Raw genomic sequence first — 21,071 nt, forward strand, 5'->3', positions numbered from 1 at the left:
TCCTTCCGAGGGGGCTCCGAGCCCCCTCCGAGGCGGGTGTGAGAAGAACCTTCATCGTTCTTCAAGGGGAGTGAAATTTCCAGGCTAGAATGCAAGGCTCAGTCGGGGCGTAGCGCAGCCTGGTAGCGCATCTGCTTTGGGAGCAGAGGGTCGCGAGTTCGAATCCCGCCGCCCCGACCAACCAACACGAAAGCCGCAAGGAGTCCTGCTCCTTGCGGCTTTTCCTTTGGGGCTCGCCGCTTCCTACTTGGGCGAACGCAACTGCCGGGCCGCGCGGTCGATGAACTCCGCGACCTCGCCGGGGTGCGACAGCATCGGAACGTGGCTGGCCGGCAGGGTCAGCGTGCTGGCGTTCAGCCGCTCGACGAACTGGCGCTGCAGCGCCGGCAGGATCATGCGGTCCTCGGTGGCGACGACGTACCAGCTGGGTCGGGTCTTCCACGCCGGCTGTCCGGTCGGCGCGCCGAAGGTCGAGCCATGCGTGGGCGTCTGCACGGCGTGCATCAGGCGGCCCTCCTCGGCCGGCAGATCCTGCGCGAAGTTCTCGAGCACGCCCTGCACCGTCATGCTCACGAAGCCGTGGGCGTCCGGCCGGAGTTCCGCCAGCCCCGGCGGCGGCGGGAACGCCTTGCCCAGTTCGCCGACCGCTTCGCCCTCGCCCGGCGCGAACGCGGCGACGTAGACCAGGCCGACCACCTTCGCGTCGTTGCCCGCGTTCGTGATCACCGCGCCGCCGTAGGAGTGCCCGACCATCAGCACCGGTCCGTCCACCAGCGCCAGGGCGCGCTGCGTGGCGGCGACGTCGTCGGCGAGCGAGGTCAACGGCAGTTGCACCGCCGTGACGCGAAGGCCCTGGCCGAGCAGGATGGGAATGATCTTGCGCCAGCTGGAGCCGTCGGCCCAGGCGCCGTGGACCAGGAGGATGAGAGGTGCGCACATGGCGGTGTCCTTCTTCAGTGGAGTAAAGAGGTGGTGGGAACGCTCAAGGTCCCCGCGCGATGAACCGGTCCGCGCGCGCGGCCTGGAGGACCAGGTGGTCCTGCTCGACACAGCTCGCCGGCGAGGCGCCAGCGAGCCAGGCGTTGGGGCTGGCGAACCAGCAGGCCAGTTCCCAGTCGTCGAAGACGGCCTCCAGCTCGCAGAGCACGCGCGCGCAGCAGGGCCGCACCGCGAAGCCCGGCGTCAGGAACTGGAACGCGGGGATCCACGTCCGGGCCTGCCATTGCACGGTGACGATGGACCGCGACACGAACCACCGCGCGATCTGGGAGATGGGCTGATCGACCGCGGGCCGCAGGCGGCGTTCGAGCTCCTCGCTGCAGAGCAGCCCGCCCTGATCGGAGAAGGCGTGCCGCATGACGTCGAACTGGGTCTGGCGCAGCAGCTCGTTGCCGTACCAGTCCAATCGCCGCGAGGCGTCCATGATCCGGCGCGCGGGCCGCGCGGGCCGCGCGGACGCCCGGGCGGGTCCGTCATCCAGATTGAAGATCGTCATCGGGGCACCTCGCACACGGGTCGTTGGTCGTGCCCTACTGTCGAAGTTCCGCGTCGCCGGCGAATCCTCCAGAGGGGAGGCGCCGCATTGGCCTAAAGACGGACCCTGGCTCCGCCCCTATCGAGCGATCGTGCCGCGCCGCCTTCACCACGCCTTCACCACGTTTAACCAGAGCCAACGCCGCGACGCGTCGGGAGGCGATACCTTGGCTGCGCCACGCCGATTCCGATGCGGCGATCGAAAGGACCTCCTCATGCGCGCGACCACGCTCCGCCCTCCGCTTCACTTGTCTCTCCCTCTTTCTCTTCTTCTTTCAGCGGCCCTGGTGCTCGGCGCGAGCGCCAGCGCCATCGCGGCGCCGCCGTCGACCGAGCCGCCCACTGCCGCCTCCGGCGCCGCGACTGCGGCCCCCACTGCGACTGCCGCTTCGCCGATCGTCGTCCGCCACGACTTCGCCGACATCGACGGACACCGGGTCTTCTACCGGGAGGCCGGTCCGGCCGACGCGCCGGCGATCCTGCTGCTGCACGGCTTTCCCACCTCGTCGCATCTGTTCAGCGCGTTGATCCCCAAGCTCGCGCAGCGCTACCGCGTCATCGCGCCGGACATTCCTGGCTACGGCCTGACCGAGGTGAAGGCCGGCGCCCCGTTCGGCTACACCTTCGATGAGCTGACGCAGGTCATCGCCCGCTTCGCCGAGGTCCGGCAACTCAAGCGCTACGCGCTCTACGTCTTCGACATCGGCGCGCCTATCGGCTGGCGCCTGGCGGTCGCGCACCCGGAACAGATCACGGCGATCGTGTCGCAGAACGGCAATGCCTACGAGGAAGGCCTCAGCCCCGGCTGGGCGCCGATGCGCAAGTACTGGGCCGACCCCTCCCCCGCCAACCGCGAGCCGCTGCGCGGGCTCTTCAAGCTGGAGACGACGAAGTGGCAGTACCTCGAAGGGGTCAAGCCGCCCGAGCGCGTCGCGCCCGAGCACTATCTGCTGGACCAGTCCTTCCTCGACCGCCCGGGACAGGAGGACATCCAGCTGGCCGTGCTGCTCGACTACCGCTCCAACCTGAAGCAATACCCGGCCCTGCACGACTACTTCCGCCGTCACCAGCCGCCGCTGCTCGCGATCTGGGGCGCCAACGATCCGTTCTTCCTGCCCGCGGGCGCGAAGGCCTTCCAGAAGGACCTGCCGCGCGCGGAGATCCATCTGATCGAAGGCGCCGGCCACTTCGCGCTGGTCTCGCATGGCGACGAGGTCGCCCGGCGGATGCTGGACTTCCTCGATCGCCAGCTCCCGCGACCTTCGCCGGTACCGTCACCGCGCTGAGCCGGATCCGACCGGGGCTGGAAGCAGGTTCAGCCCTCGCTCACAGCGACGCGAGGAAGCGCAGCAGGTGACCGAAGTACACGGCCTGGTCGTCCCACATCGCGAGGTGGCTGCCGTCCGGGCAGATGGCCGCCTTCGCATTGGGCATCAGCGTCGCCATGCGGCGGATGTCCTCGGGATCCATCGTGTCGTGCCGCGCGCCCAGCAGCAGCGTGCGGGTGCGGATGTCCTTGAGCCGGTCCCAGAGCTCCCAGTCCTTCAGGTTGCCGCTGACCTCGAATTCGCTGGGGCCCTGCATCTGCACGTAGATGGCCTTGTTGAGGTGCTTGAAGCTGCGCATCAGCGCATCGGGCCAGGGATCCAGGCGGCAGATGATCTTCGTGTACAGGTGCTCGAGGATGATCTGCTCGTACTCGGGGTTGTCGAAGTCGCGGGCGGCCTCCAGCGCGTTGAGCCGCGCCAGCAGCGGCGCGGGCAGCAGCGTCTCTTTCAAGTGGTTCACGTGCTTCAGGTAGGCCTGCATGCCCGCGACCATGTTGGAGACGACCAGGCCCTTCAGCACCTTCGGATGCTTCAGCGCGTACTCCATCGCCAGCACGCCGCCCCACGAGTGGCCGAACAGCACGAACTGCTCCAGACCCAGCGCACGACGCACCTCTTCCACTTCCTCCAGGTAGCGCGGCAGGGTCCAGAGCGTCGGATCTTCCGGCTGGTCCGAGTTGTTGACGCCGAGCTGGTCGTAGAAGTAGATCTCGTAACCCGCTTCCGGCAGGAAGGCCGCCATCGCCTCGAGGTACTCGTGCGAGAACGCCGGGCCGCCGTGCAGCAGCAGGATCTTGGTCTTGCCGCTGCCCACACGTTTGGTCCACACCTTGTACTTGCCACCGACGACCGGCACCAGCCGCACGCCGGCCGTGCGCACGCCGACGGGATTGAGCCCGTCCGGCACGCGGGCCGCGATGTCGGACGCACGCGCCGTGCCGGACGCGGCGTCCGCGCGAGTCGGCGCAACCAGCACGCCGGCGCCGGCCGTGGCCGCGACGGTGGCGGCTGCCGTGGCGGCGCCCGCGCCGATGGTCAGGAAACTTCTTCTGTCAGTCATGAACGTCTCTGCTGTTGGAAATGATCCGTTGCGCCTCGATCTCGGCTTCGGTGAATCGGCGCGTGATGTGCTGCGGACAGTTCCAGTCCCAGCCCTCGATGCGGATGAGGAAGACGCGCTCCACGTCCGCCGGATAGCCGGGGTCGCTCACCGCGTCGATCGCGGCGTCGCCGTGCTCGCTCGCGCCCGCCTCGACCAGTTCCACGCGTCCGAGCAGCTTGAGCCGGCGCCGGCGCGCGTAGTCGATGATGAGGATCGAGATCCGGTCGTCATGGCGCAGGTTGCCCACGCTCAGGTACTGCACGTTGCCGCGGAAGTCGGCGAAGCCGAGGGTGCGCGCGTCGAGGACCTTCAGGAATCCCTTGGGGCCGCCGCGATGCTGCACATAGGGCCAGCCCGTCTCGCTGACGGTGGCCTGGAAGAAGTGGTCGGCCTCCTTGATGAACTGCGCCTCGCGCGGTGTCAGCGCGTCGCCGCGGTCCTGCATCGTGTCGAGGAACTCGTACTGCGCGCGGCTCCCCAGCTCGGTCTGCGTCTCGCGCACGCCGGGCGTGAACATGAGGTCTGAATAGGCTCGGCCCATGGTGGTCTCCGGTGATGACTGGAAGCGCGCCCGTCGGACGACGCCTCGCGATGACGATCTCAGTTCAGCGACGCGAGCTCGAAGCGCGGCGAACGCGTGAACTCGACGATGCCGAGCTCGGCGGCGATGCTGGCGGCCTCGGTCCGCGTGGACGCGGCGAGCTTGCCGAGGATGGCCTTGACGTGGCTCTTGACGGTGCCCGGCGCGATGCCGAGGTTGGTCGCGATGGACTTGTTGCATTGCCCGCGCGCGAGCAGTTGCAACACCGTCTCCTCGCGGGTGGTCAGGGGCTCGCGCGAGAAGTTCGCGGCCACCCGCTGCGCCACCTCCGCGCACACGTAGCTGCGACCGGCCGCCAGCGCGTCCACCGCGATCAGCAGCTCCGATGCCGTGCAGGACGCCAGCAGGACGCCGCCCAGGCCGCGGCGCAGCGCGGACAGCATCGGCTGCTCGCGCGCCTGCGACGAGACGACCAGCACGCTGGCGGCCCGCGACGGATCGGCCCGGTCCGCGGACAGCCAGCGCATGCCCTGCGACCAGTCGGTCACCAGCACCTGCACCTGCAGCGGTACGCCGAAGTGAGCCTCGTCGTTCCCCACGATCTGGAGGTGGGGCGCCCGCTGCAGCGCGGCACGCAGGCCCATCGCGAGGAGCGGCTCCTCGTGATCGATGAGGACTCTCGGCAGAGCGGAGGGGACACGAACCATGACTTGCTCCTGAACGTGCACCGGCACGACTGGCGGTCATGGTCCGTCCCCGGCCGATGCGCCGTCGAGTTAGTTCCGGTTAATAACCATAAGGCGTTGTGCATCCTCGCGCCAGTCCGGCGCGCCGCCGGTTAATCGTGGTGAAACGAGGTGAGAAGCGGCCGCCCGGCCGCGTCGATCGGGTCCGCGACTTCCATACTCGTCTCACCGCAACGTGCTGGAGCACCTTCATGGAACAACGCCCGCCCTTCCCGCCCTACACCCTCGAGACCGCCCTGCAGAAGGTGCGCGCCGCCGAGGACGGCTGGAACTCCCGCGACCCCGAGCGCGTCTCGCTCGCCTACACGGTCGACACCGTGTGGCGCAACCGGGCGGAGTTCCCGCGCGGACGCGATCAGGTCCAGGCCTTCCTCACCGCGAAGTGGCAGCGCGAGCTGGACTACCGGCTGATCAAGGAGCTGTGGGCCTTCCACGAGCACCGCATCGCCGTGCGCTTCGCCTACGAATGGCGCGACGTCCACGGCCAATGGCATCGCAGCTACGGCAACGAGAACTGGGAGTTCGCGCCCAGCGGGCTGATGGCCCATCGCCACGCCAGCATCAACGACCTGCCCATCGCCGAGAGCGCGCGGCTGTTCCGCTGGGACCTGGGCCGCCGACCCGACGAACACCCGGGCCTGTCGGAGCTCGGGCTCTGACCTCGTCCCGCCACCGCCACCGCCACCGCCACCGGAGAAGCGCGATGTCCCTCAGACCCACCGTGATCGAGCTGTCCCACGAGCTGCCGGTCGTCGAAGCGGGGCTTCGACAGATCCTCGGCGCGTGGCCCGAATTCGAACTGCGGCCGTCGTCGAACGACGACGCGCCGGCGAGATCGACGCCATGGCCGCAATGGCCGCAATGGCCGCAATTCCCGCAGGGACCGCAGGGATCGCAGCCGGCGCCGGACCTGCTCGTCCTCGATCACGACCGCGCGCTGCGGCACGCGTCGTCGCCGCCCGGCGGCCCCGCCAGGCACGCGCCGGTCCTGGTCGTCGCGATGGACGGCCAGGCGCCCGACGTGCGCGCCGCGTTGTCGGCCGGCGTGCGCGGCTACGTGATGGTGAGCTGCGGCCGCGAGGAGATCGTGCGCGCCGTCCGATCCGTCGCGGCGGGTCTGCGTCATCTCTGCGCGGCCGCGTCGCTGCATCTGGCCGACAAGCTCGGGCAGCCGGCTCTGACGCTGCGCGAGGGCGAGGTGCTGGCCCTGGTGCTGCGCGGCCAGAGCAACAAGGAGATGGCGCGTTCGCTGACGATCTCCGAGGGCACGGTGAAGGCCCATCTGCGCACGCTGTTCTCCAAGCTCGGCGCGCGCTGCCGGACCGAGGCGCTGTGGATCGCCTCGGAGCGCGGACTGCTCACGCGGCCCACGCCCGCCGACGGCGCACCTGTCCGAATGGGCGAGCGGCCCATGACCGCAAGTGCGTTGGCGCCGCACGCGCTTCTTCCGAGACTGGGAACTCGTTACGCAACCGCAACTTTCCCAGAGGAGGCCCCATGCCCATCACCGCCACCGTCCGCCCTGCGTCCCGCCTGATCACGCCGACCGACCACACGCTGGTGCTGATCGACTTCCAGCCGCAGATGGCCTTCGCCACGCAGTCCATCGACGGCGTGAGCCTGCGCAACAACGCGGCCCTCGCGGCCCGCGCCGCGGCCGGATTCCAGGTTTCCACCATCCTCACCACCGTCGCGGCGCGCAGCTTCTCCGGCCCGATGTTCGACGAGGTCACCGACGCCTTCCCCCAGCACGAGCTCATCGACCGCAGCACCATGAACTGCTGGGAGGACGCCAACGTCGTCGCCGCCGTCAACGCCATCGGCAAGCCGCGCGTGGTCCTCGCGGGCCTGTGGACCTCCGTGTGCATCGTGGGTCCGGCGCTGGCCGCGCTCGAGCAGGGCTACGACGTCCTCGTGCTCACCGACGCCTGCGGCGACATCACCTCGGAAGCCCATGAACGCGCCGTCGCCCGCATGGTGCAGGCCGGCGCGCAGCCCATGACCGCGCTGCAGTATCTGCTCGAACTGCAGCGCGACTGGGGCCGCGCCGACACCTACGAGCTGACCACCGGCATCGCCCGCGAACTGGCCGGCGCCTACGGCGTGGGCATCGCCTACGCCACGGCGATGTTCGGCGCCTCCGAAGGCTGAGGCGCCCGCGCTTCAGCTCCTTCCCTTCTTTCCTCCAACCCCAGAAAGGGTCTCCCATGAAGCACTCCGCCTCCGCGTGGGTTCTCGCCTCATCGCTGCTGCTCGCGTTCGCGCCGCACGGCGTGCAGGCCGGTCCCGCCGCCACCCAGGACGCGACGAACGTCGCCAGCACGGCCGCCGTGAGCTACCGCACCGTGAAGGTCGACGGCCTCGACATCTTCTACCGCGAGGCGGGTCCGAAGGACGCGCCCGTGCTGTTGCTGCTGCACGGCTTCCCGACCTCGTCGCAGATGTTCCGCAACCTGATCCCGCGTCTGGCCGACCGCTACCGCGTGATCGCGCCGGACTACCCCGGCTACGGTCGCAGCGAAATGCCTCCGATGGACAAGTTCCAGTACAGCTTCGACAACCTGGCCAAGGTGGTCGACAAGTTCACCGAGGTCGTCGGCGCGAAGAAGTACGCGATGTATGTGCAGGACTACGGCGCGCCCATCGGCTACCGCCTCGCGGCCGCGCATCCCGAGCGCATCACCGCGATCGTGGTCCAGAACGGCAACGCCTACGACGAAGGACTGGACAACGAGTTCTGGGTGCCGGCCAAGGCCTTCTGGGCCGACAAGTCGGTGGCCAACGGCAACAAGCTGCGCCCGCTGTTCGAGCTTCCTGCGACGAAGTGGCAGTACTCGGAGGGCTACCGCGACGCGACCCACATCAGCCCGGACGCCGCGGCCACGGACCAGTTCTACATGGACCGCCCGGGCAACAAGGACATTCAGCTGGAGATGTTCTACAGCTACGGCACCAACCCGCCGCTGTACCCGTCGTGGCAGGCCTACTTCCGCAAGCACCAGCCGCCGATGCTGATCGTCTGGGGCAAGGGCGACAAGATCTTCCCGCCCGCCGGCGCGCACCCCTACCTGCGCGACCTGCCCAAGGCGGAGCTGCACCTGCTCGACACGGGCCACTTCGCGCTCGAAGAGGAGAGCGAGAAGATCGCCGGCCTGATGCGCGGCTTCCTGCAGCGCAACGTCAAGGCGTCGAAGTAAGCGAAGGGGCACCGAGCGCGGCGAGCAGCTCGGCGGCCCCGAGCAGATCCCGCGTCTCGACTCCTTCGGTGAACTCGCCGATCACGGACTGGAGCAGGTGGCGCGCGTCGGCGGTCCTCGTCCGACCGCGCCACAGCCTCGCGAGATCGCAGGCCGCGCGCAGGCGCCAGGCCAGCGTGCCGGAGGCGCTCGCGAGGGCCATGGCGTCGATCAGCAAGGCCTCGGCGACGTCGACGCGGCCCCGGGCCGACGCGATGCCGGCCTGCACGCGGATCACCTCGGGCAGGCACCAGCCCTCTTTCTGCGACGACGCGATCTCGCGCGCCGCGACGATCGTCGCCTCCGCCTCCTCCAGCCGACCGCGATCGCGCTGGGCCTCGGCCAGCACGCCGAGGTAGTACGGCATCCGTGCGAGGTGATTGACGCTGCGGAAATCCTCGATGGCCGCTTCGATCGCGGCCACGGCGTCGACGCCCGGTTCGTCCCGCACATGCAGGAGCGCCGCGCGGAAGAAGCGCGCCACCGGCCGCCGGGCCACCAGGCCGTGCCGCCCGACGTGTTCCTCCAGTTGGGCCACCGCGCGGTCGCAGCGCTCATACTGCCCGCTCCAGAAGTACACGGCGCAGAGATAGGACAGCACATTGTTCAACGAGAGCTCATGCCCCAGCGCCCGCGCGTTGTCGAGCGCGAGCCCGGCCATGCGCATCGCCGTGTCGGCGCGGCCGCCCAGCCAGTGGACGTGGCTCAGCACGCTGCGCACCAGGATGACGGGATCGGACAGGTAGCGCACGCCGTAGGAGCCGAAGTAGCGCAGGTCCCGGCGCTCCAGGCTCTCCAGCCGGCGGCGGGCGTCGGCCAGGCGGCCGAGGAAGAGTTCGCCGATGCCGACGTGGGTCTCGCCCTCGGGCAGCACGGACGGATCGCTGCGCGCGGCGACCGCGGTGAAGCGCTCCAGCGTGCCCAGTCCCGCCTCGTGGTCCCCGGTGAACAACTGGTGGATCCCGATCATCATGAGGCAGCGCAGGTGGTAGTCCTCGTCGCCGATCCCGCGCGCGATCGCCAGCGCGCGCTGCGAGGCGGCCATGGCCTGCGGCCGCAGGCCGCGCGTGAACATGGTGGAGCCGCCCAGCGACAGCTGGAGCTTCATCTCGTGCGCGGTGCCCGTCATGCCCGCCGCCGCCAGGGACTCGACCGCCCGCGAGGCGTGCACGCGGCTCTCCGCGGTGAGGGAGAAATGATTCCAGAGCAGCAGGCCCGCGACGGTCAGCCGGATGTGCAACGGCCGGTGCGCCTCGTCCGTGACCAGCCAGGCCAGGGCGCCGCGCAGGTCGTCGATGAAGCGGCCGTAGACCGCGGCCCATTCGTCGGCCGGACGCTTGGCCCACTCGGCGCCGGCGCGCTGGAGCATCGCGCAGAGGTGGCGCGCGTGGCGCCCGCGGACCTCGCGTTCCTGCTCGGCGGCGCGCAGGCGGTCGACACAGTAGGACCGCGTCGTCTCCAGTAGCCGGTAGGCCGCGCTGGACGCGTCCAGGTCCGTCGCCAGCAGCGACTTCGCGGCGAGCTGCGACAACCCCTCGGCGGCGTCCGCGCGCGGCAGGTCCGCGACGGCCGCCGCGCCCTCGCTGTCGAAGACGCCCGCGAACACCGACACCGCCCGCAGCAGCGCGGCCTCGTCGTCCGACAGCAGGCCGTAGCTCCAGTCGAGCGTCGCGGTCAGCGTGCGCTGCCGCTCCGGGCCGGCGCGCCGGCCCTGCAGCAGACGGAAGCGGTCGTCGAGCCGCTGCAGCAGGCCGTTGATGCCGAACGCGTCGACGCGCGTCGCGGCGAATTCGATCGCCAGCGCCAGACCGTCGAGCCGGCGGCAGATCTCGGCGACCCGCGGCGCATCGCCGTCGCTGAGCTCGAACGCGTCCACGCGTTCGGTCGCCCGTTCCACGAAGAGCTGGATGGCGGGGAACGCGAGCGACTGCGCCGCGTCCAGCGAGACGGACGCGGCCGGCGCCGCCAGACCGGGCAGCCGGCGCACGCGTTCGCCCTTCACCAGCAGCGGCTCGCGGCTGGTGGCCAGGACCTTCACGCCGGCGGCTTCCGCGAGCAGGCGGTTCACGCAGGCGGCGGCCGCGTCGATGACGTGCTCGCAGTTGTCGATGACGAGCAGCAGCGACTGGTCGCGCAAGGCGGCGCACAGCGGCGTGAGCATGTCCGCCGAATGCGCCGTCAGGCCGATCGCCGCGGCCACGGCGTTGGGGACCAGGGCGCCGTCCTTGAGCAGCACCAGGTCGACCAGCCAGACGCCTTGCGCGAAGGTGTCGAGTTCGAGCTCGGCCGCCGCAAGCGCGACCGTGGTCTTGCCGATGCCGCCCGCGCCCACCAGGGACACCAGGCGGGACCGCGCGAGGTCCCGCCGGATCGCGGCGATGGTCTCGGCCCTGCCGAAGACGCGCGTGCCTCGGGTCGGCAGGTTGTCGCGCCGCGCGCCCGGGCCCGGGCCCGCGCTCGAGAGGCCGGCTTGGCCGTCAGGCGTTACCGACTGCACGGGGGCGACGAAGCGGTAGCCGCGACCGGTCACGGTCGCGATGTACGGACCGGGGCCCGGACCCAGGGTCGGTCCGGTCGTCGATCCGGCGCTCGATGCGGCGTTCGATGTGACGTTCGATGCGGCCTGCGGTCCGGCATGCGGTCCGTCCCCCAGCGCCCGTCGCAGCGCCGCCATGTTGACCTTCAGGTTGCCGTCGTCCACGACCGTGTCGGGCCAGACCTGCTCGATGAGCTCCCGCTTGCTGACGACGTCGCCGGCGCGTTCCACCAGCAGCGTCAGGATCTCCAGCGCGCGACCGCCGATGCGCACGGGCATCTCGTCGCGCAGCAGCAGCTGACGCTCGGGCAGCAGCACGAACGGGCCGAACGCCAGATGCCGCGCGCGGGGCGTGTCGGGGTCGCGGTTCATGCGTCCTCCGGACGGGGGGCCTCCCCGGTCTGCAACTCGGCGAGCAATTGCGCGGCGGCCGCGTGGTCCCGCGTGCCCAGGCCTTCGCTGAAGCGATCCAGGACCGCCCGGAGCAGGCGCAGGGCCTCGGCCCCGCGCGACCGCGTCCGCCACAGCCGCGCGAGGTCGCACGCGGCCCGCAGTTCCCAGCTCAGCGCGCCGATGGCGACCGACAGGTCGAGGGCGCGCATCAGCATCACCTCGGCGTCGCCAGACCGGCCCTGGGCGGACAGGAGGCCGGCATGGATGCGACGGATCTCCGGCAGACACCATTGCTCGTTCTGCCCGAAGGCCAGCGCTTCGGCCTCATGGATCGCCGCCTCCGCTTCCGGGAAGCGCGCGCGTCGGCCGAGCGCCTCCGCCAGCATGGCGATGTAGAACGGCAGACGCGCCATGTGCCCGATCTGGCGGCACTCGTCGATCGCCTGCCGCATCGCGGCGATGCCGTTCCTGTCGTCGCCGCCGTCGTTCCCGGCGCTGTCCCGGCGGGCCGCGACGGCCCCGCGGCAGAAGGTGGCGATGGGCCGCCAGGTCACGATGCCGTGCCGCTCGACGAGTTCGTCGAGCATGGCCGCGTGGCGGGCGCACTCGTCGTCGCGGCCGATCCAGAAGTAGACCAGGCTGTTCCAGGCCAGGCCGATGCTGAGCGACAGCTCATGCGTGGACTGGCGTCCGTAGACGAGGATCTTCGCCGCCGTTCGGGCCGCCGCGTCGACCTGCCCGGTCAGCCACTGCGCATGGCACAGCACGACCAGCATGTTGACGCTGTTGCTGTACTGGAAGCGGGCGAAGCGCGCGTCGTTGAAGTCCTGCGAGCTCTGCGCGCAGACGCGTTCCATGCGGCGGCGGGCGTCGGTCAGGCGGCCGACGAAGGTCTCGCCCACGGCCAGATGCGTCTCGCCTTCGGCCAGCGCCGACGGGTCTTCCACGCGAGCGATCGTCAGGAAGGTCTCCAGCGTGCCCAGGGCCGTGTCGTTCTCTCCGAAGAAGAGTTCGAGCGTGCCGATCAGACGCAGACAGCGCAGGCGGAAGTCCGTGTCGCCCAGGCGCTCCGAGATCTCCAGCGCGCGGCTGATGGCCTGTCGCGCTTCCGGCTTGATGCCGCGCGTGTAGAGGATCGCGCCGGCGAGCGCGAACTGCAGGTGCATCTCCACCGGCGACGCGGCATCGTCGTCGGTGCCGATGGCGGTGCCGGCGCCCATGCCCGCTACCCTCGCCGCCCTCGCTGCCCTCGCTGCCCTCGCTGCCCTCTCGCCAGCGAGCCTGGCGATGCCCTGGCTCAGATGGATGCGGCTCTCGTCGGTCAGCGAGAAGTGATTCCACAGCAGTGTGCCGGCCGTGGTCAGCCGGATCATCAGCGCATGGTGACCGGGCTCGGCGTCGGTCCAGGCGAGCGCGGCGCGCAGGTCGTCGAGATAAGGCCCGTAGGTGTCGCCCCAATCGCGCGACAGCTGCCGCCCCCACTCGGCCGCCGCACGCTCCAGCGTGTCGCAGACGTACTGCGCATGTCGCAGCCGGGTCGCCGGCTCCTCGCCGGCCTCCTCGAGCTTCTCGGCGCCGTAGACCCGCGTGGTGTCCAGCAGGCGGTAGACGTTGCCCGCCGCGACGGCGATGCCCGCATCGGCATCGGCATCGGATGAGGTTTCGTTGCCTGCGGCGATGCCGACCTCGATCGACAGCAGGGACTTCGACGCGAGTTCCGCCAGCAGCGGCGCGGCGACCTCGGCGGTCGTGGCATCCACGGCCGCGGCACCCTCGATCCGGAAGCCGCCGCCGAACACGGACACGGCGCGCAGCAGCCGGGCCTCGTCCGGCCCCAGCAGGCCGTAGCTCCAGTCGAGCGTGGCGGCCAGCGTGCGATGCCGCTCGTGGCCGGCGCGCCGGCCGGCGAGCACGCTCAAGCGGCCGTCCAGCTGCTTCTGGAGGTCCTTCACGCCGAAGACGTCGACCCGCATGGCCGCGAGCTCGATGGCCAGCGCAATGCCGTCGAGGCTGCGGCAGATGCCGGCGACGGTCGTCGCGTCGTCGTCGCCGAAGACGAAGCTGTCCAGCCGGTCGCCGGCGCGATCGACGAACAGCCGGACCGCGGGGAAGGTCAAGGCCAGCGCCGCCGTCAACGCGGCCGATCGCGGCGGCGAGGCCAGCCCCTCCAGCCGGTGCTCCAGTTCGCCGTCGAGCTGGAGCGCGCAGCGGCTGGTCGCGAGGATGCGCACGCCGGAGGTCTCGCGCAGCAGCTCCTCCACGCAGGCGGCGACGGCCGTCACGAGGTGCTCGCAGTTGTCCAGCACCAGCAGCGCCCGGCCATGGCGCAGCGAGCGGCACAAGGCGCCCAACACGTTGGCCGAGTGCACGGCCAGGCCGGTCGCGGCCGCGATCGCGTGGGGGACCCGCGACGCATCGCGCAAGGGCGCGATGTCGACGAACCAGACGCCGTCGGGGAAGTCCTCGTCCGCCCGCTCGGCGACGGCGAGCGCCACGGTCGTCTTGCCGATGCCGCCCGGACCGACGACGGTGATCAGCCGGGCGTGCGCCACCTGCCTCAGCAACTGGTCGACGACCGCCTCGCGCCCGACCACGCGGGTGCTCGTGGCCGGCAGGTTGGTCCGGGGCCTGGCCCCGGCAGGGAAATCGAACAGCTTGGCCGACGCGGCGGTCGGGCGCCCCTCCCCGGAGTCAGTCATGTCCAGGGGTATTCCGCCCTGTCGATGGGTCTTCCGACAGGAACGCGGCAAGGCGCCGCCCTGCGTCCTCGCGCTCGCCGAGCGCGATCAGCTGCTCGATCGCGAAGGCGCGGGTCAACGGGGTCTGGCGGTACTGCATCTCGCCGTCCCGCGCCTCGGCCACCAGCAGCGACTTCGCGACCAGTTGCCCGACGTCCTCGACCACGGCGGCGTACGTGAGCGCCTCCGCAGCACCTGCCGCCGCGCGATCCTTCGCCGCTTGGGTTGCACCCTGAGTCGCACCTTGAGTCGCACCTTGAACCGCAGCTTGGGCCCCACCGACCCGGCAGGCGGCGGTCAGGCTGAACGGCCCCTCGAAGATCGACAGCCGGCGCAGTACCGCCTGCTCGCTGGCGGACAGGAGGTCGTAGCTGGAGGCCACCGTCGCCGTCAGCGTGCGGTGCCGCTCGGGTCCCTCGTGGTGGCCGTCGAACATGTGGAAGCGCCGCGCCAGATGGTCCAGCGTGCCGGCGATGCCCAGCGCGCCGACGCGGCGCGCGACGCGCTCGATGGCCAGCGCATGGCCCTCCAGCCGTCGGCAGATGGCGACGACCTCCTCGGCATTCGCCTCGTCGAGGTGGAACGCGCGCTGCGGCTCGCTCGCCCGCTGGACGAAGAGCTGCACCGCGGCAAAGGCGATCGCGTCCTCGGCGCGGAGCCGGTCCCGCCCGGATGAAGCGGATGGCAGCGAAGGCGGCAGCGCCAGGCCGGACAGGCGCCGGACGAGTTCTCCGCGGATGCACAGCGGCTCGCGGCTGGTGGCGAGCAGCTTCACCTGCCGGGTGCCGGCCAGCAGTTGGTCGGCGCAGCTGGCGACGGCGCCGATCAGGTGCTCGCAGTTGTCGAGGACCAGCAGGACCTCGTGATCCCGCTCCGTCCCGTTCCTCGCCTGCGCCAGCGGTGACGGCGACAGTGACGACAGCGACGACGACATCGACGGACCGGCGCTCTCGCGCAGCGCGTCGGCGATCGCGACCGGCACCAGTGCCGGGTCCGTCAGCCGCGCCAGGTCGACGAACCACGCGCCGCTCCTGAAGTCGCCGGCGCCTCGAGCGGCGGCCGCGAGCGCCACGGTGGTCTTGCCGATGCCGCCGGGTCCGACGATGGACACCAGCCGCGAATCCCGCAGGTCGCGCAGCACGACGGCGATGGCCTCGTCCCGGCCGCAAGGCGGACTGCGCAGCGCCGGAAGGTTGCTCGTGCGCGGCTGCGGCGAAGTGCATCGAGTCGACGACGCGTGCGACGCCTGCGACGCTTGATGCGACGCCCGATGCGCCAGGAAGCGCACCTCCGCGACGAACCGGTAGCCCGTGCCTACCACGGTCTCGATGTAGCGCGCCGGATCGGCGCCGTCGCCCAGCAGTCGCCGGAGCGCGGAGATGTTGACCTTGAGGTTGCCCTCCTCCACGACCAGTCCGGGCCAGACGCGCGCGATCAACTCGCGCTTGGAGACGACCTCGCCCGGGCGTTCCACCAGCGCCGTCAGCAGGTCCAGCGCGCGCCCGCCCACGCGCAGCGCCTCCTGGTTTTCCAGGAGCTGCTGCCGCTCGGGGATCAGGAGGAACGGCCCGAACGCGAAGGCATTGGCCGCCTCGGAAATCAGCGCCGTCAAGGACACTCCTGGGAAAACTGCGAACGTAGTGGTGTACCTCCTCGGCGCGCGGCGCTCAAGTAAATTGCGGTTAATGGCTCCGCCCCGCGCTCCGGGCCAGCCCGGCGGGAGCTCATCGGGAGGCCAGCGGGAAGGCCGTGGGAAGGCCGTTGGAAGCCCGCGGCGCGGGCCCTAGAACTGATGCCGGGCGTTCAGGACCCAGGTGCGCGGCGGGTTGTAATAGGCGGTATCCACCCCCAGCGGCGGGATCACATAGGGCAGCACGGCGATGGTGCGGTTGAAGAGGTTGCGCACCTGCAGCGAGAACCGCCAGCCGCCGCCGGGCGCCTCGTACGCGGCGCCTGCGTCGACGTAGGTCTCGGCGGGAATGGCCAGTGCGCGCGCGTTGGCGGGATCGGTGAAGCGCCCGCTGGTGTAGCGCAGCGCCGCGTCGATCAGCCACGCGCCGCCAGCCGATCCGCTCCACCGGTATCGCAGGCCCGTCGACAGGCTCCAGCGCGGCGCGTTGGGCAGCTCATTGCCGACATAGTCGTTCGCCGCAGTCCCGGTCGGATTGGCGAAGCGGTCGAAGCGCGAGCGCAGCCATTCCACCGCCATCGTCGCGTCGAGATCGCGCGTGAGCCGCGCCGCCAGTTCCAGGTCCACGCCGCAGGTCCTGGCCCGGCCGGCGTTCGCGAAGACCGCGTCGGGCACCAGGACCCCGCCGACGACCAGGTTGGACAAGGCGGCCAGATAGTCCCGGTAGTCGTTGTAGAACAGCGCGGCATCGGCGCTCAGCCGGCCGTCGAGGTAACGCCCTTTCGCCCCGACTTCATAGGCGGTCACGCGCTCAGGCTTCGCGGCGAAGCGCGCGGAGATCTCGGAGGACGCGGCGCGGTTGAAGCCGCCGAACTTCTCGCCCTTGGCCACGCTGGCATAGAGGAACTGGTCGCGCGAGAGCTGATGGTCGACACCGAGCCGCGGCAGCCACCCCGACGACGAGGTCTCGAGATCGCCCGCCGCATAGACCTCGCGCCGTCGCTGCCCCGCTGCGTCGGTGGCCCAGTTGGAATTCGTCTCTGTCTGGCGGGTCCGGTACGCCCGCAGCCCCGCAGTGACGCCGGTCGACTCGGACAGCACCCAGCGTCCCTGTCCGTAGACGCCGAAGTCGACGGTCCGCAGCTTGGTGAGGGCCCGGCCGTACAGCGGCGCGGCCGCCGCGAGCGGGAAGGTCAAGGTGACGCGGTCGAAGTCGAACAGGTCGCTCACCAGCAGCGCGCCGGCGGTCCACGTGACATCGCCGTTCCTGCCCTGCGCCTGCAGCTCCTGCGAGAACGCCTTCTGCCCGTCGGTCTGCCGGACGCCAAATCGCTGCACCGGCAGGCCGCCGAAATCCGCCACGGCCGGATCGTCGTCGTAGGCGCGCCAGGCGCTGATCGAGCACAGCGTCAACGCGTCCGAGACGCGGTGCGCGAGATGCAGCGACAGCCCGCCGGCCTGGCGCTTGAAGTCCCCGTCGGGACCGCTCGTGAACGAGACGCGCGGGGCCGCGCCCGGCACGTTCCTCGGGTAATTGACGGTGTTCGTGTCGGACCGGTCCAGCAGCCCGTCCAGCGCCAGCACGGCCTCCGTCGCCGGCGACACCTCCCAGCGGAGCTTGGCGCGGAACTGCGTGACGTCGAGCTGGTTGATGCGCTCCCGGCGCGTCGCGTTGTAACCGAAGCCGTCGTTCTCGCGATGGGAGAAGGCCAGGCTGGCGGTGAGCGCGCTGTCGCCGAGGCGACCGTTGACCAGGCCGCGCATCTCGCGCGCGCCGCGATTGCCGACACCGGCCGACAGCCAGGCCGTCGCGTCGCCGCTCGGCGGGGCGGAGATGATCTTCACCGCGCCGGCGCTGGAGTTCTGTCCGTACAAGGTGCCCTGCGGGCCGCGCAGCACTTCGATGCGGACGATGTCGGGCAGGTCCCAGAGAGCGGTCGCGTAACCGCGCACCAGCGGCACGTCGTCGACATAGAGGCCGACCGCCTGGCTCGACGCCGGCTGCGAGACGCCCACGCCGCGGATGCCCACCGCCTGCGGCGTGTTGCTGAAGCCGCTCGGGACCGTCACGCCGGCGATCAGACCGGCAAGATCGCTCAGTTGCGTGATGCCCTTGATCTCGATGTCCTGCGCCTGCAGCACGCCCATCGAAACCGGCGTGCGTCGGCCCAGCGACTCGGTGCGCTCGGCGGTCACGACGACCTCCGGCAGCGTCGCGACGGTCTTCTCCGAGGCCGTCGTGGTGTCGGAGGATGTCTGCGCTTGCGCTGACGACAGCGTCGCCACGCTCATCCAGAGCATGACCGCGATGCGCGTCATGACGAGGCGCGCGCCGCTCGCGGCAGCGATGAGTGGTGCGAGGACTTGAGCGACGCGATGAGTGCCGCGGCGTCCTGCAGGTCGCGGGTCTCGAAGCCCTCGCTGAACGCCTGATGCGCGGACTGCAGCAGGTCGAGTCCGCCCGCGGCATCGCCCCGGGCCGATCGCAGCCGGGCCGCGTCGATCGCCGCGCGCAGGCACCAGGACAGCGTGCCCAGACGGCGGGCTTCGTCGAGGGCCAGCGCCAGCACGCGTTCCGCCTCTTCCGGCCGGCCGCGGGCGGTCAGCACCAGCGCCTGCACGCGCAGCACTTCCGCCAGGCACCAGCCCTCCTCCTGCGCCTGCGCGATCGACAGGGCCTGCGCGATCGTGGCCTCGGCCTCGTCGAGTCGGCCGCACTGCGCGAGCGCCGTCGCCAGCACGCTCAGGTAGTACGGCATCCTCACCAGGTGATTGGTGCCGCGGAAATCCTCGATGGCGTCGCGCAGCGCGGCCACGATCTCCGGCGATCCGCCCTCGCGCGAGAACGACAGCGCGGCGCGGTAGAACGACGCCGTCGGCCGGCGCGTGATGATGCGATGGCGGCTGAAGTGCTCCTCCAGCAGGCGCACGTTGCGTTCGCAGTCCTCGTACCGGCCGGTCCAGTACAGCACCGCGCAGGTGATGGACAGCGCGTTGTTGACCGTCAGGTGATGCCCGCTCGCCCGCCCCGCTTCCAGGCAGGCCTCGGCGGAACGAAGGGCCGTGTCCGGCAGGCCCGTGAGCCACTGGGCCTGGCACAGGATCCCGCCCGCCAGCGCATACGGATCGAGCACGAAGCGCAGGCTGGACGCGCTGGCCTGGCGGAAGTCGCGCTGCCGGACCGCCTCGAAGCGACGGATGGCGCTCTGCAGTTCGCCGAGCATGAGCTCGCCCACGCCCTGGTTGATCTCGCTGGCGACCAGGATGTCGGGGTCCACCGCCGCCGCGATGACCGCGAAACGGTCGAGCGATCGCTGCCCCGCGCGCAGCTCGCCCGAGAGCATCTGGAACGCGCTGATCGACATCAGGCAGCGCAGCTGGCAGTCGGTGTCGCCGAGGTCCTGCGCGATCGCCAACGCACGCTGCATGGACCCGACCGCTTCGAGCTGCAGGCCCTGCGTGTACATGGACGAGGCGCCCAGCCCCAGCCGCAGCTGCATCTCGTGCGCCGTGCCGGCCAGGCCCGCCGCGTCGAGGTCCTCGATCGCCGCGGCAAAGTGGAAGCGGCTTTCGTGGGTGAGCGAGAAGTGCTCCCACACCGGCATGCCCGCCACGGTCAGGCGGATGGGGAGCGTCCGGTCCGCACCGGACGACCTCGCCCACGCCAGCGCCAGCCGCAGGTCGTCGAGCACCCGGCCGTAGCGGACACCCCAGGCCGGCGCGGCCAGACGCGCCCGCTCGCCCCTGGCGCGCGTCAGCACGTCGCAGACCAGTTCGGCGTGCCGCGTCCGGACACGCTGCTCGTCGAGCGGCTGTTGCCTCAGCCGCTCCAGGCCGTAGGCGCGCGTGCTTTCGAGCATGCGGTACGCGGCGGCGGCGCCGGGCCCGCGGTCGTCGATGCCGCTGTCGATGTCGACCACCAGCAGCGACTTGGCCGCGAGCTGGCCGACGGCCGCGGCCGTCGCCTCGGCGGTCCCGCCGGACACGGCGATCGCGTCGTTCACGTCGAACAGCCCGGCGAAGACGGCGAGCGCGCGCAGCAGCGCCGCCTCCCCGTCGTCGAGCAGTTCGTAGCTCCAGTCGAGCGTGGCCGTCAGGGTGCGCTGCCGCTCGTTCGCCGAGCGCAGTCCCTTCAGCAGCCGGAACCGATCCTCGAGCTGCGCCAGCAGGCCGCGCACGCCGAAGGCGTCCACCCGCGTGGCGGCCAGTTCGATGGCCAGGGCCAGGCCGTCCAGGCGGCGGCAGATGTCGCCCACCGCGGGCGCCTCCGCATCGGTCAGGCGGAAGGTCTCCAGCTTGTCGGTCGCGCGCTCGACGAAGAGCTGCACGGCGGGAAAGGTCATCGCCTGGACGGCGTCGATGACCGCGTCCCGCGGCGGCAGGCCCAGCGCCTGCAGCTGGCGCACGCGCTCCCCCTTCACCAGCAGCGGCTCGCGGCTGGTGGCCAGGATCCTGACGCCGGGCGCCTGCGCCAGCAGGCGGTTCGCACACGCCGCCACCGCGTCGACGACGTGCTCGCAGTTGTCGAGCACCAGCAGCAGCCGTCGTTCGCGGAGGAACTCGCCCAGCGACGCCATCACGTCCGACGAATGGTTGCTCAGGCCGACGGCGGTCGCGACGGCGTTGGGGGTGAGCGCCGGGTCCCGGAAGGTCGCCAGATCCACCAGCCAGACGCCGTGCTCGAACCGGCCGAGGCAGCGTTCCGCCACCGCCAGCGCGACCGTGGTCTTGCCGATGCCGCCGGCGCCGGTGATGCACACCAGCCTGGCCTCGTCGATCTCGCGCCGCAGGGCCGCGATCGTGTCCGCCCGGCCGAAGAGGCTGGTGACGGCGGTGGGCAGGTTGTTGTCCCGTTCGGCGAGGGGCGCCGGCACCGATGCCTGCGTGGATGCCCGCGCCTGCGCGTGCGTCGCCAGCGCGGCCGCCGCGGCCACGGGGACGACGAATCGGTAGCCCCGTCCGGTCACCGTGGCGATGTAGCGGTTGCCCTGCGCGTCGTCGTGGAGCGCGCGCCGCAGCGACAGCATGTTGACCTTGAGGTTGGCCTCCACGACGACAGCGTCCGGCCAGGCGCGGGCCATCAGCTCGGCCTTGGTGACCAGCTCGCCTGGGCGCTCGACCAGGGCCGTCAGCAGGTCGATCGCGCGGCCGCCCAGACGCACCGGCTCGCCGTCGCGCAGCAGCACCTGACGCCCCGGGATCAGGACGAAGGGGCCGAAGCTGAAGCTGTGAGAGGACGCCATGGGCAGGCAATGTAGGCAGTCCGCCCGCGCCCATGACGACGGCCT

Annotated in this window: 15 protein-coding genes and 1 tRNA gene; 6 read left to right on the forward strand and 10 right to left on the reverse strand. The window is 71.0% G+C overall.

What is annotated here, in order from left to right:
• The first annotated feature begins 103 nt into the window (after positions 1-103).
• A tRNA-Pro gene (locus PV762_RS17955) sits at positions 104-180 on the forward strand.
• A gap of 63 nt (positions 181-243) precedes the next feature.
• Here PV762_RS17955 and PV762_RS17960 read toward each other — a convergent pair.
• Both PV762_RS17960 and PV762_RS17965 read right to left on the reverse strand, forming a co-directional pair.
• The gene (locus PV762_RS17960) at positions 244-939 is read right to left on the reverse strand and encodes an alpha/beta fold hydrolase (protein WP_421036370.1); all 696 of its coding nucleotides are present in this window, start codon (positions 937-939) and stop codon (positions 244-246) included.
• A gap of 43 nt (positions 940-982) precedes the next feature.
• Positions 983-1,495 (reverse strand): hypothetical protein, encoded by a 513-nt coding sequence (locus tag PV762_RS17965; RefSeq protein ID WP_421036371.1) that lies wholly within the window; start codon positions 1,493-1,495, stop codon positions 983-985.
• Positions 1,496-1,820: 325 nt separating this feature from the next.
• Here PV762_RS17965 and PV762_RS17970 point away from each other — a divergent pair, with 325 nt between their 5' ends.
• On the forward strand, positions 1,821-2,819 hold the full coding sequence (locus tag PV762_RS17970) for an alpha/beta fold hydrolase (RefSeq protein WP_421036372.1): 999 nt from the start codon (positions 1,821-1,823) through the stop codon (positions 2,817-2,819).
• Between the two features lie 40 nt (positions 2,820-2,859).
• Here PV762_RS17970 and PV762_RS17975 read toward each other — a convergent pair whose 3' ends face one another.
• Genes PV762_RS17975 through PV762_RS17985 form a run of 3 tightly spaced genes read right to left on the reverse strand, consistent with a single transcriptional unit; the run spans position 2,860 to position 5,211 of the window.
• A complete protein-coding gene (locus PV762_RS17975; RefSeq protein ID WP_421036373.1) occupies positions 2,860-3,921 on the reverse strand; it encodes a proline iminopeptidase-family hydrolase in 1,062 nt (353 codons plus the stop codon).
• Complete coding sequence (locus tag PV762_RS17980; protein WP_421036374.1) at positions 3,914-4,504, reverse strand: pyridoxamine 5'-phosphate oxidase family protein; 591 nt, start codon at positions 4,502-4,504, stop codon at positions 3,914-3,916. The genes PV762_RS17975 and PV762_RS17980 overlap by 8 nt, the downstream gene beginning before the upstream one ends.
• Before the next feature lie 59 nt (positions 4,505-4,563).
• Positions 4,564-5,211 carry a LuxR C-terminal-related transcriptional regulator gene (locus tag PV762_RS17985; RefSeq protein ID WP_421036375.1) on the reverse strand — a complete coding sequence of 216 codons (648 nt, stop codon included), beginning with the start codon at positions 5,209-5,211 and terminating at the stop codon, positions 4,564-4,566.
• A gap of 230 nt (positions 5,212-5,441) precedes the next feature.
• Here PV762_RS17985 and PV762_RS17990 point away from each other — a divergent pair, with 230 nt between their 5' ends.
• From PV762_RS17990 to PV762_RS18005, 4 genes are read left to right on the forward strand one after another with little or no spacing between them, the layout of a single operon-like run.
• Entirely contained in the window at positions 5,442-5,909 is a 468-nt protein-coding gene (locus PV762_RS17990; protein ID WP_421036376.1) for a DUF1348 family protein, read from the forward strand.
• 44 nt (positions 5,910-5,953) lie between these two features.
• A complete protein-coding gene (locus tag PV762_RS17995; protein ID WP_421036377.1) occupies positions 5,954-6,787 on the forward strand; it encodes a LuxR C-terminal-related transcriptional regulator in 834 nt (277 codons plus the stop codon).
• Complete coding sequence (locus PV762_RS18000; protein WP_421036378.1) at positions 6,748-7,401, forward strand: isochorismatase family protein; 654 nt, start codon at positions 6,748-6,750, stop codon at positions 7,399-7,401. Before PV762_RS17995 ends, PV762_RS18000 begins: the two co-directional genes overlap by 40 nt.
• A gap of 56 nt (positions 7,402-7,457) precedes the next feature.
• The gene (locus tag PV762_RS18005) at positions 7,458-8,447 is read left to right on the forward strand and encodes an alpha/beta fold hydrolase (RefSeq protein WP_421036379.1); all 990 of its coding nucleotides are present in this window, start codon (positions 7,458-7,460) and stop codon (positions 8,445-8,447) included.
• Here the strand turns inward: PV762_RS18005 and PV762_RS18010 are convergent.
• The 5 genes from PV762_RS18010 to PV762_RS18030 all read right to left on the reverse strand — a co-directional run bounded on the left by PV762_RS18010 (position 8,431) and on the right by PV762_RS18030 (position 21,026).
• On the reverse strand, positions 8,431-11,394 hold the full coding sequence (locus PV762_RS18010) for an ATP-binding protein (protein WP_421036380.1): 2,964 nt from the start codon (positions 11,392-11,394) through the stop codon (positions 8,431-8,433). The two genes, PV762_RS18005 and PV762_RS18010, sit on opposite strands and share 17 nt — an antisense overlap.
• On the reverse strand, positions 11,391-14,114 hold the full coding sequence (locus PV762_RS18015) for an ATP-binding protein (RefSeq protein WP_421036381.1): 2,724 nt from the start codon (positions 14,112-14,114) through the stop codon (positions 11,391-11,393). The genes PV762_RS18010 and PV762_RS18015 overlap by 4 nt, the downstream gene beginning before the upstream one ends.
• A complete protein-coding gene (locus PV762_RS18020; RefSeq protein ID WP_421036382.1) occupies positions 14,107-15,765 on the reverse strand; it encodes an ATP-binding protein in 1,659 nt (552 codons plus the stop codon). Before PV762_RS18020 ends, PV762_RS18015 begins: the two co-directional genes overlap by 8 nt.
• Before the next feature lie 171 nt (positions 15,766-15,936).
• The gene (locus tag PV762_RS18025) at positions 15,937-18,102 is read right to left on the reverse strand and encodes a TonB-dependent receptor (RefSeq protein ID WP_421036383.1); all 2,166 of its coding nucleotides are present in this window, start codon (positions 18,100-18,102) and stop codon (positions 15,937-15,939) included.
• The gene (locus tag PV762_RS18030) at positions 18,099-21,026 is read right to left on the reverse strand and encodes an ATP-binding protein (protein ID WP_421036384.1); all 2,928 of its coding nucleotides are present in this window, start codon (positions 21,024-21,026) and stop codon (positions 18,099-18,101) included. The genes PV762_RS18025 and PV762_RS18030 overlap by 4 nt, the downstream gene beginning before the upstream one ends.
• Between the last annotated feature and the right edge of the window lie 45 nt (positions 21,027-21,071).

Source organism: Mitsuaria sp. CC2, from assembly GCF_048957715.1.
In the GTDB taxonomy this organism is placed as follows: domain Bacteria; phylum Pseudomonadota; class Gammaproteobacteria; order Burkholderiales; family Burkholderiaceae_C; genus Roseateles.

What these genes read in the sequence shown, in the direction of transcription:
- PV762_RS17990 (WP_421036376.1), top strand. Translation starts at nt 5,442, where the DNA reads ATGGAACAACGCCCGCCCTTCCCGCCCTACACCCTCGAGACCGCCCTG.
- PV762_RS17980 (WP_421036374.1), bottom strand. Translation starts at nt 4,504, where the DNA reads ATGGGCCGAGCCTATTCAGACCTCATGTTCACGCCCGGCGTGCGCGAG.
- PV762_RS18005 (WP_421036379.1), top strand. Translation starts at nt 7,458, where the DNA reads ATGAAGCACTCCGCCTCCGCGTGGGTTCTCGCCTCATCGCTGCTGCTC.
- PV762_RS18015 (WP_421036381.1), bottom strand. Translation starts at nt 14,114, where the DNA reads ATGACTGACTCCGGGGAGGGGCGCCCGACCGCCGCGTCGGCCAAGCTG.
- PV762_RS17975 (WP_421036373.1), bottom strand. Translation starts at nt 3,921, where the DNA reads ATGACTGACAGAAGAAGTTTCCTGACCATCGGCGCGGGCGCCGCCACG.
- PV762_RS18000 (WP_421036378.1), top strand. Translation starts at nt 6,748, where the DNA reads ATGCCCATCACCGCCACCGTCCGCCCTGCGTCCCGCCTGATCACGCCG.
- PV762_RS18030 (WP_421036384.1), bottom strand. Translation starts at nt 21,026, where the DNA reads ATGGCGTCCTCTCACAGCTTCAGCTTCGGCCCCTTCGTCCTGATCCCG.
- PV762_RS18010 (WP_421036380.1), bottom strand. Translation starts at nt 11,394, where the DNA reads ATGAACCGCGACCCCGACACGCCCCGCGCGCGGCATCTGGCGTTCGGC.
- PV762_RS18025 (WP_421036383.1), bottom strand. Translation starts at nt 18,102, where the DNA reads ATGACGCGCATCGCGGTCATGCTCTGGATGAGCGTGGCGACGCTGTCG.
- PV762_RS17985 (WP_421036375.1), bottom strand. Translation starts at nt 5,211, where the DNA reads ATGGTTCGTGTCCCCTCCGCTCTGCCGAGAGTCCTCATCGATCACGAG.
- PV762_RS17960 (WP_421036370.1), bottom strand. Translation starts at nt 939, where the DNA reads ATGTGCGCACCTCTCATCCTCCTGGTCCACGGCGCCTGGGCCGACGGC.
- PV762_RS17995 (WP_421036377.1), top strand. Translation starts at nt 5,954, where the DNA reads ATGTCCCTCAGACCCACCGTGATCGAGCTGTCCCACGAGCTGCCGGTC.
- PV762_RS17965 (WP_421036371.1), bottom strand. Translation starts at nt 1,495, where the DNA reads ATGACGATCTTCAATCTGGATGACGGACCCGCCCGGGCGTCCGCGCGG.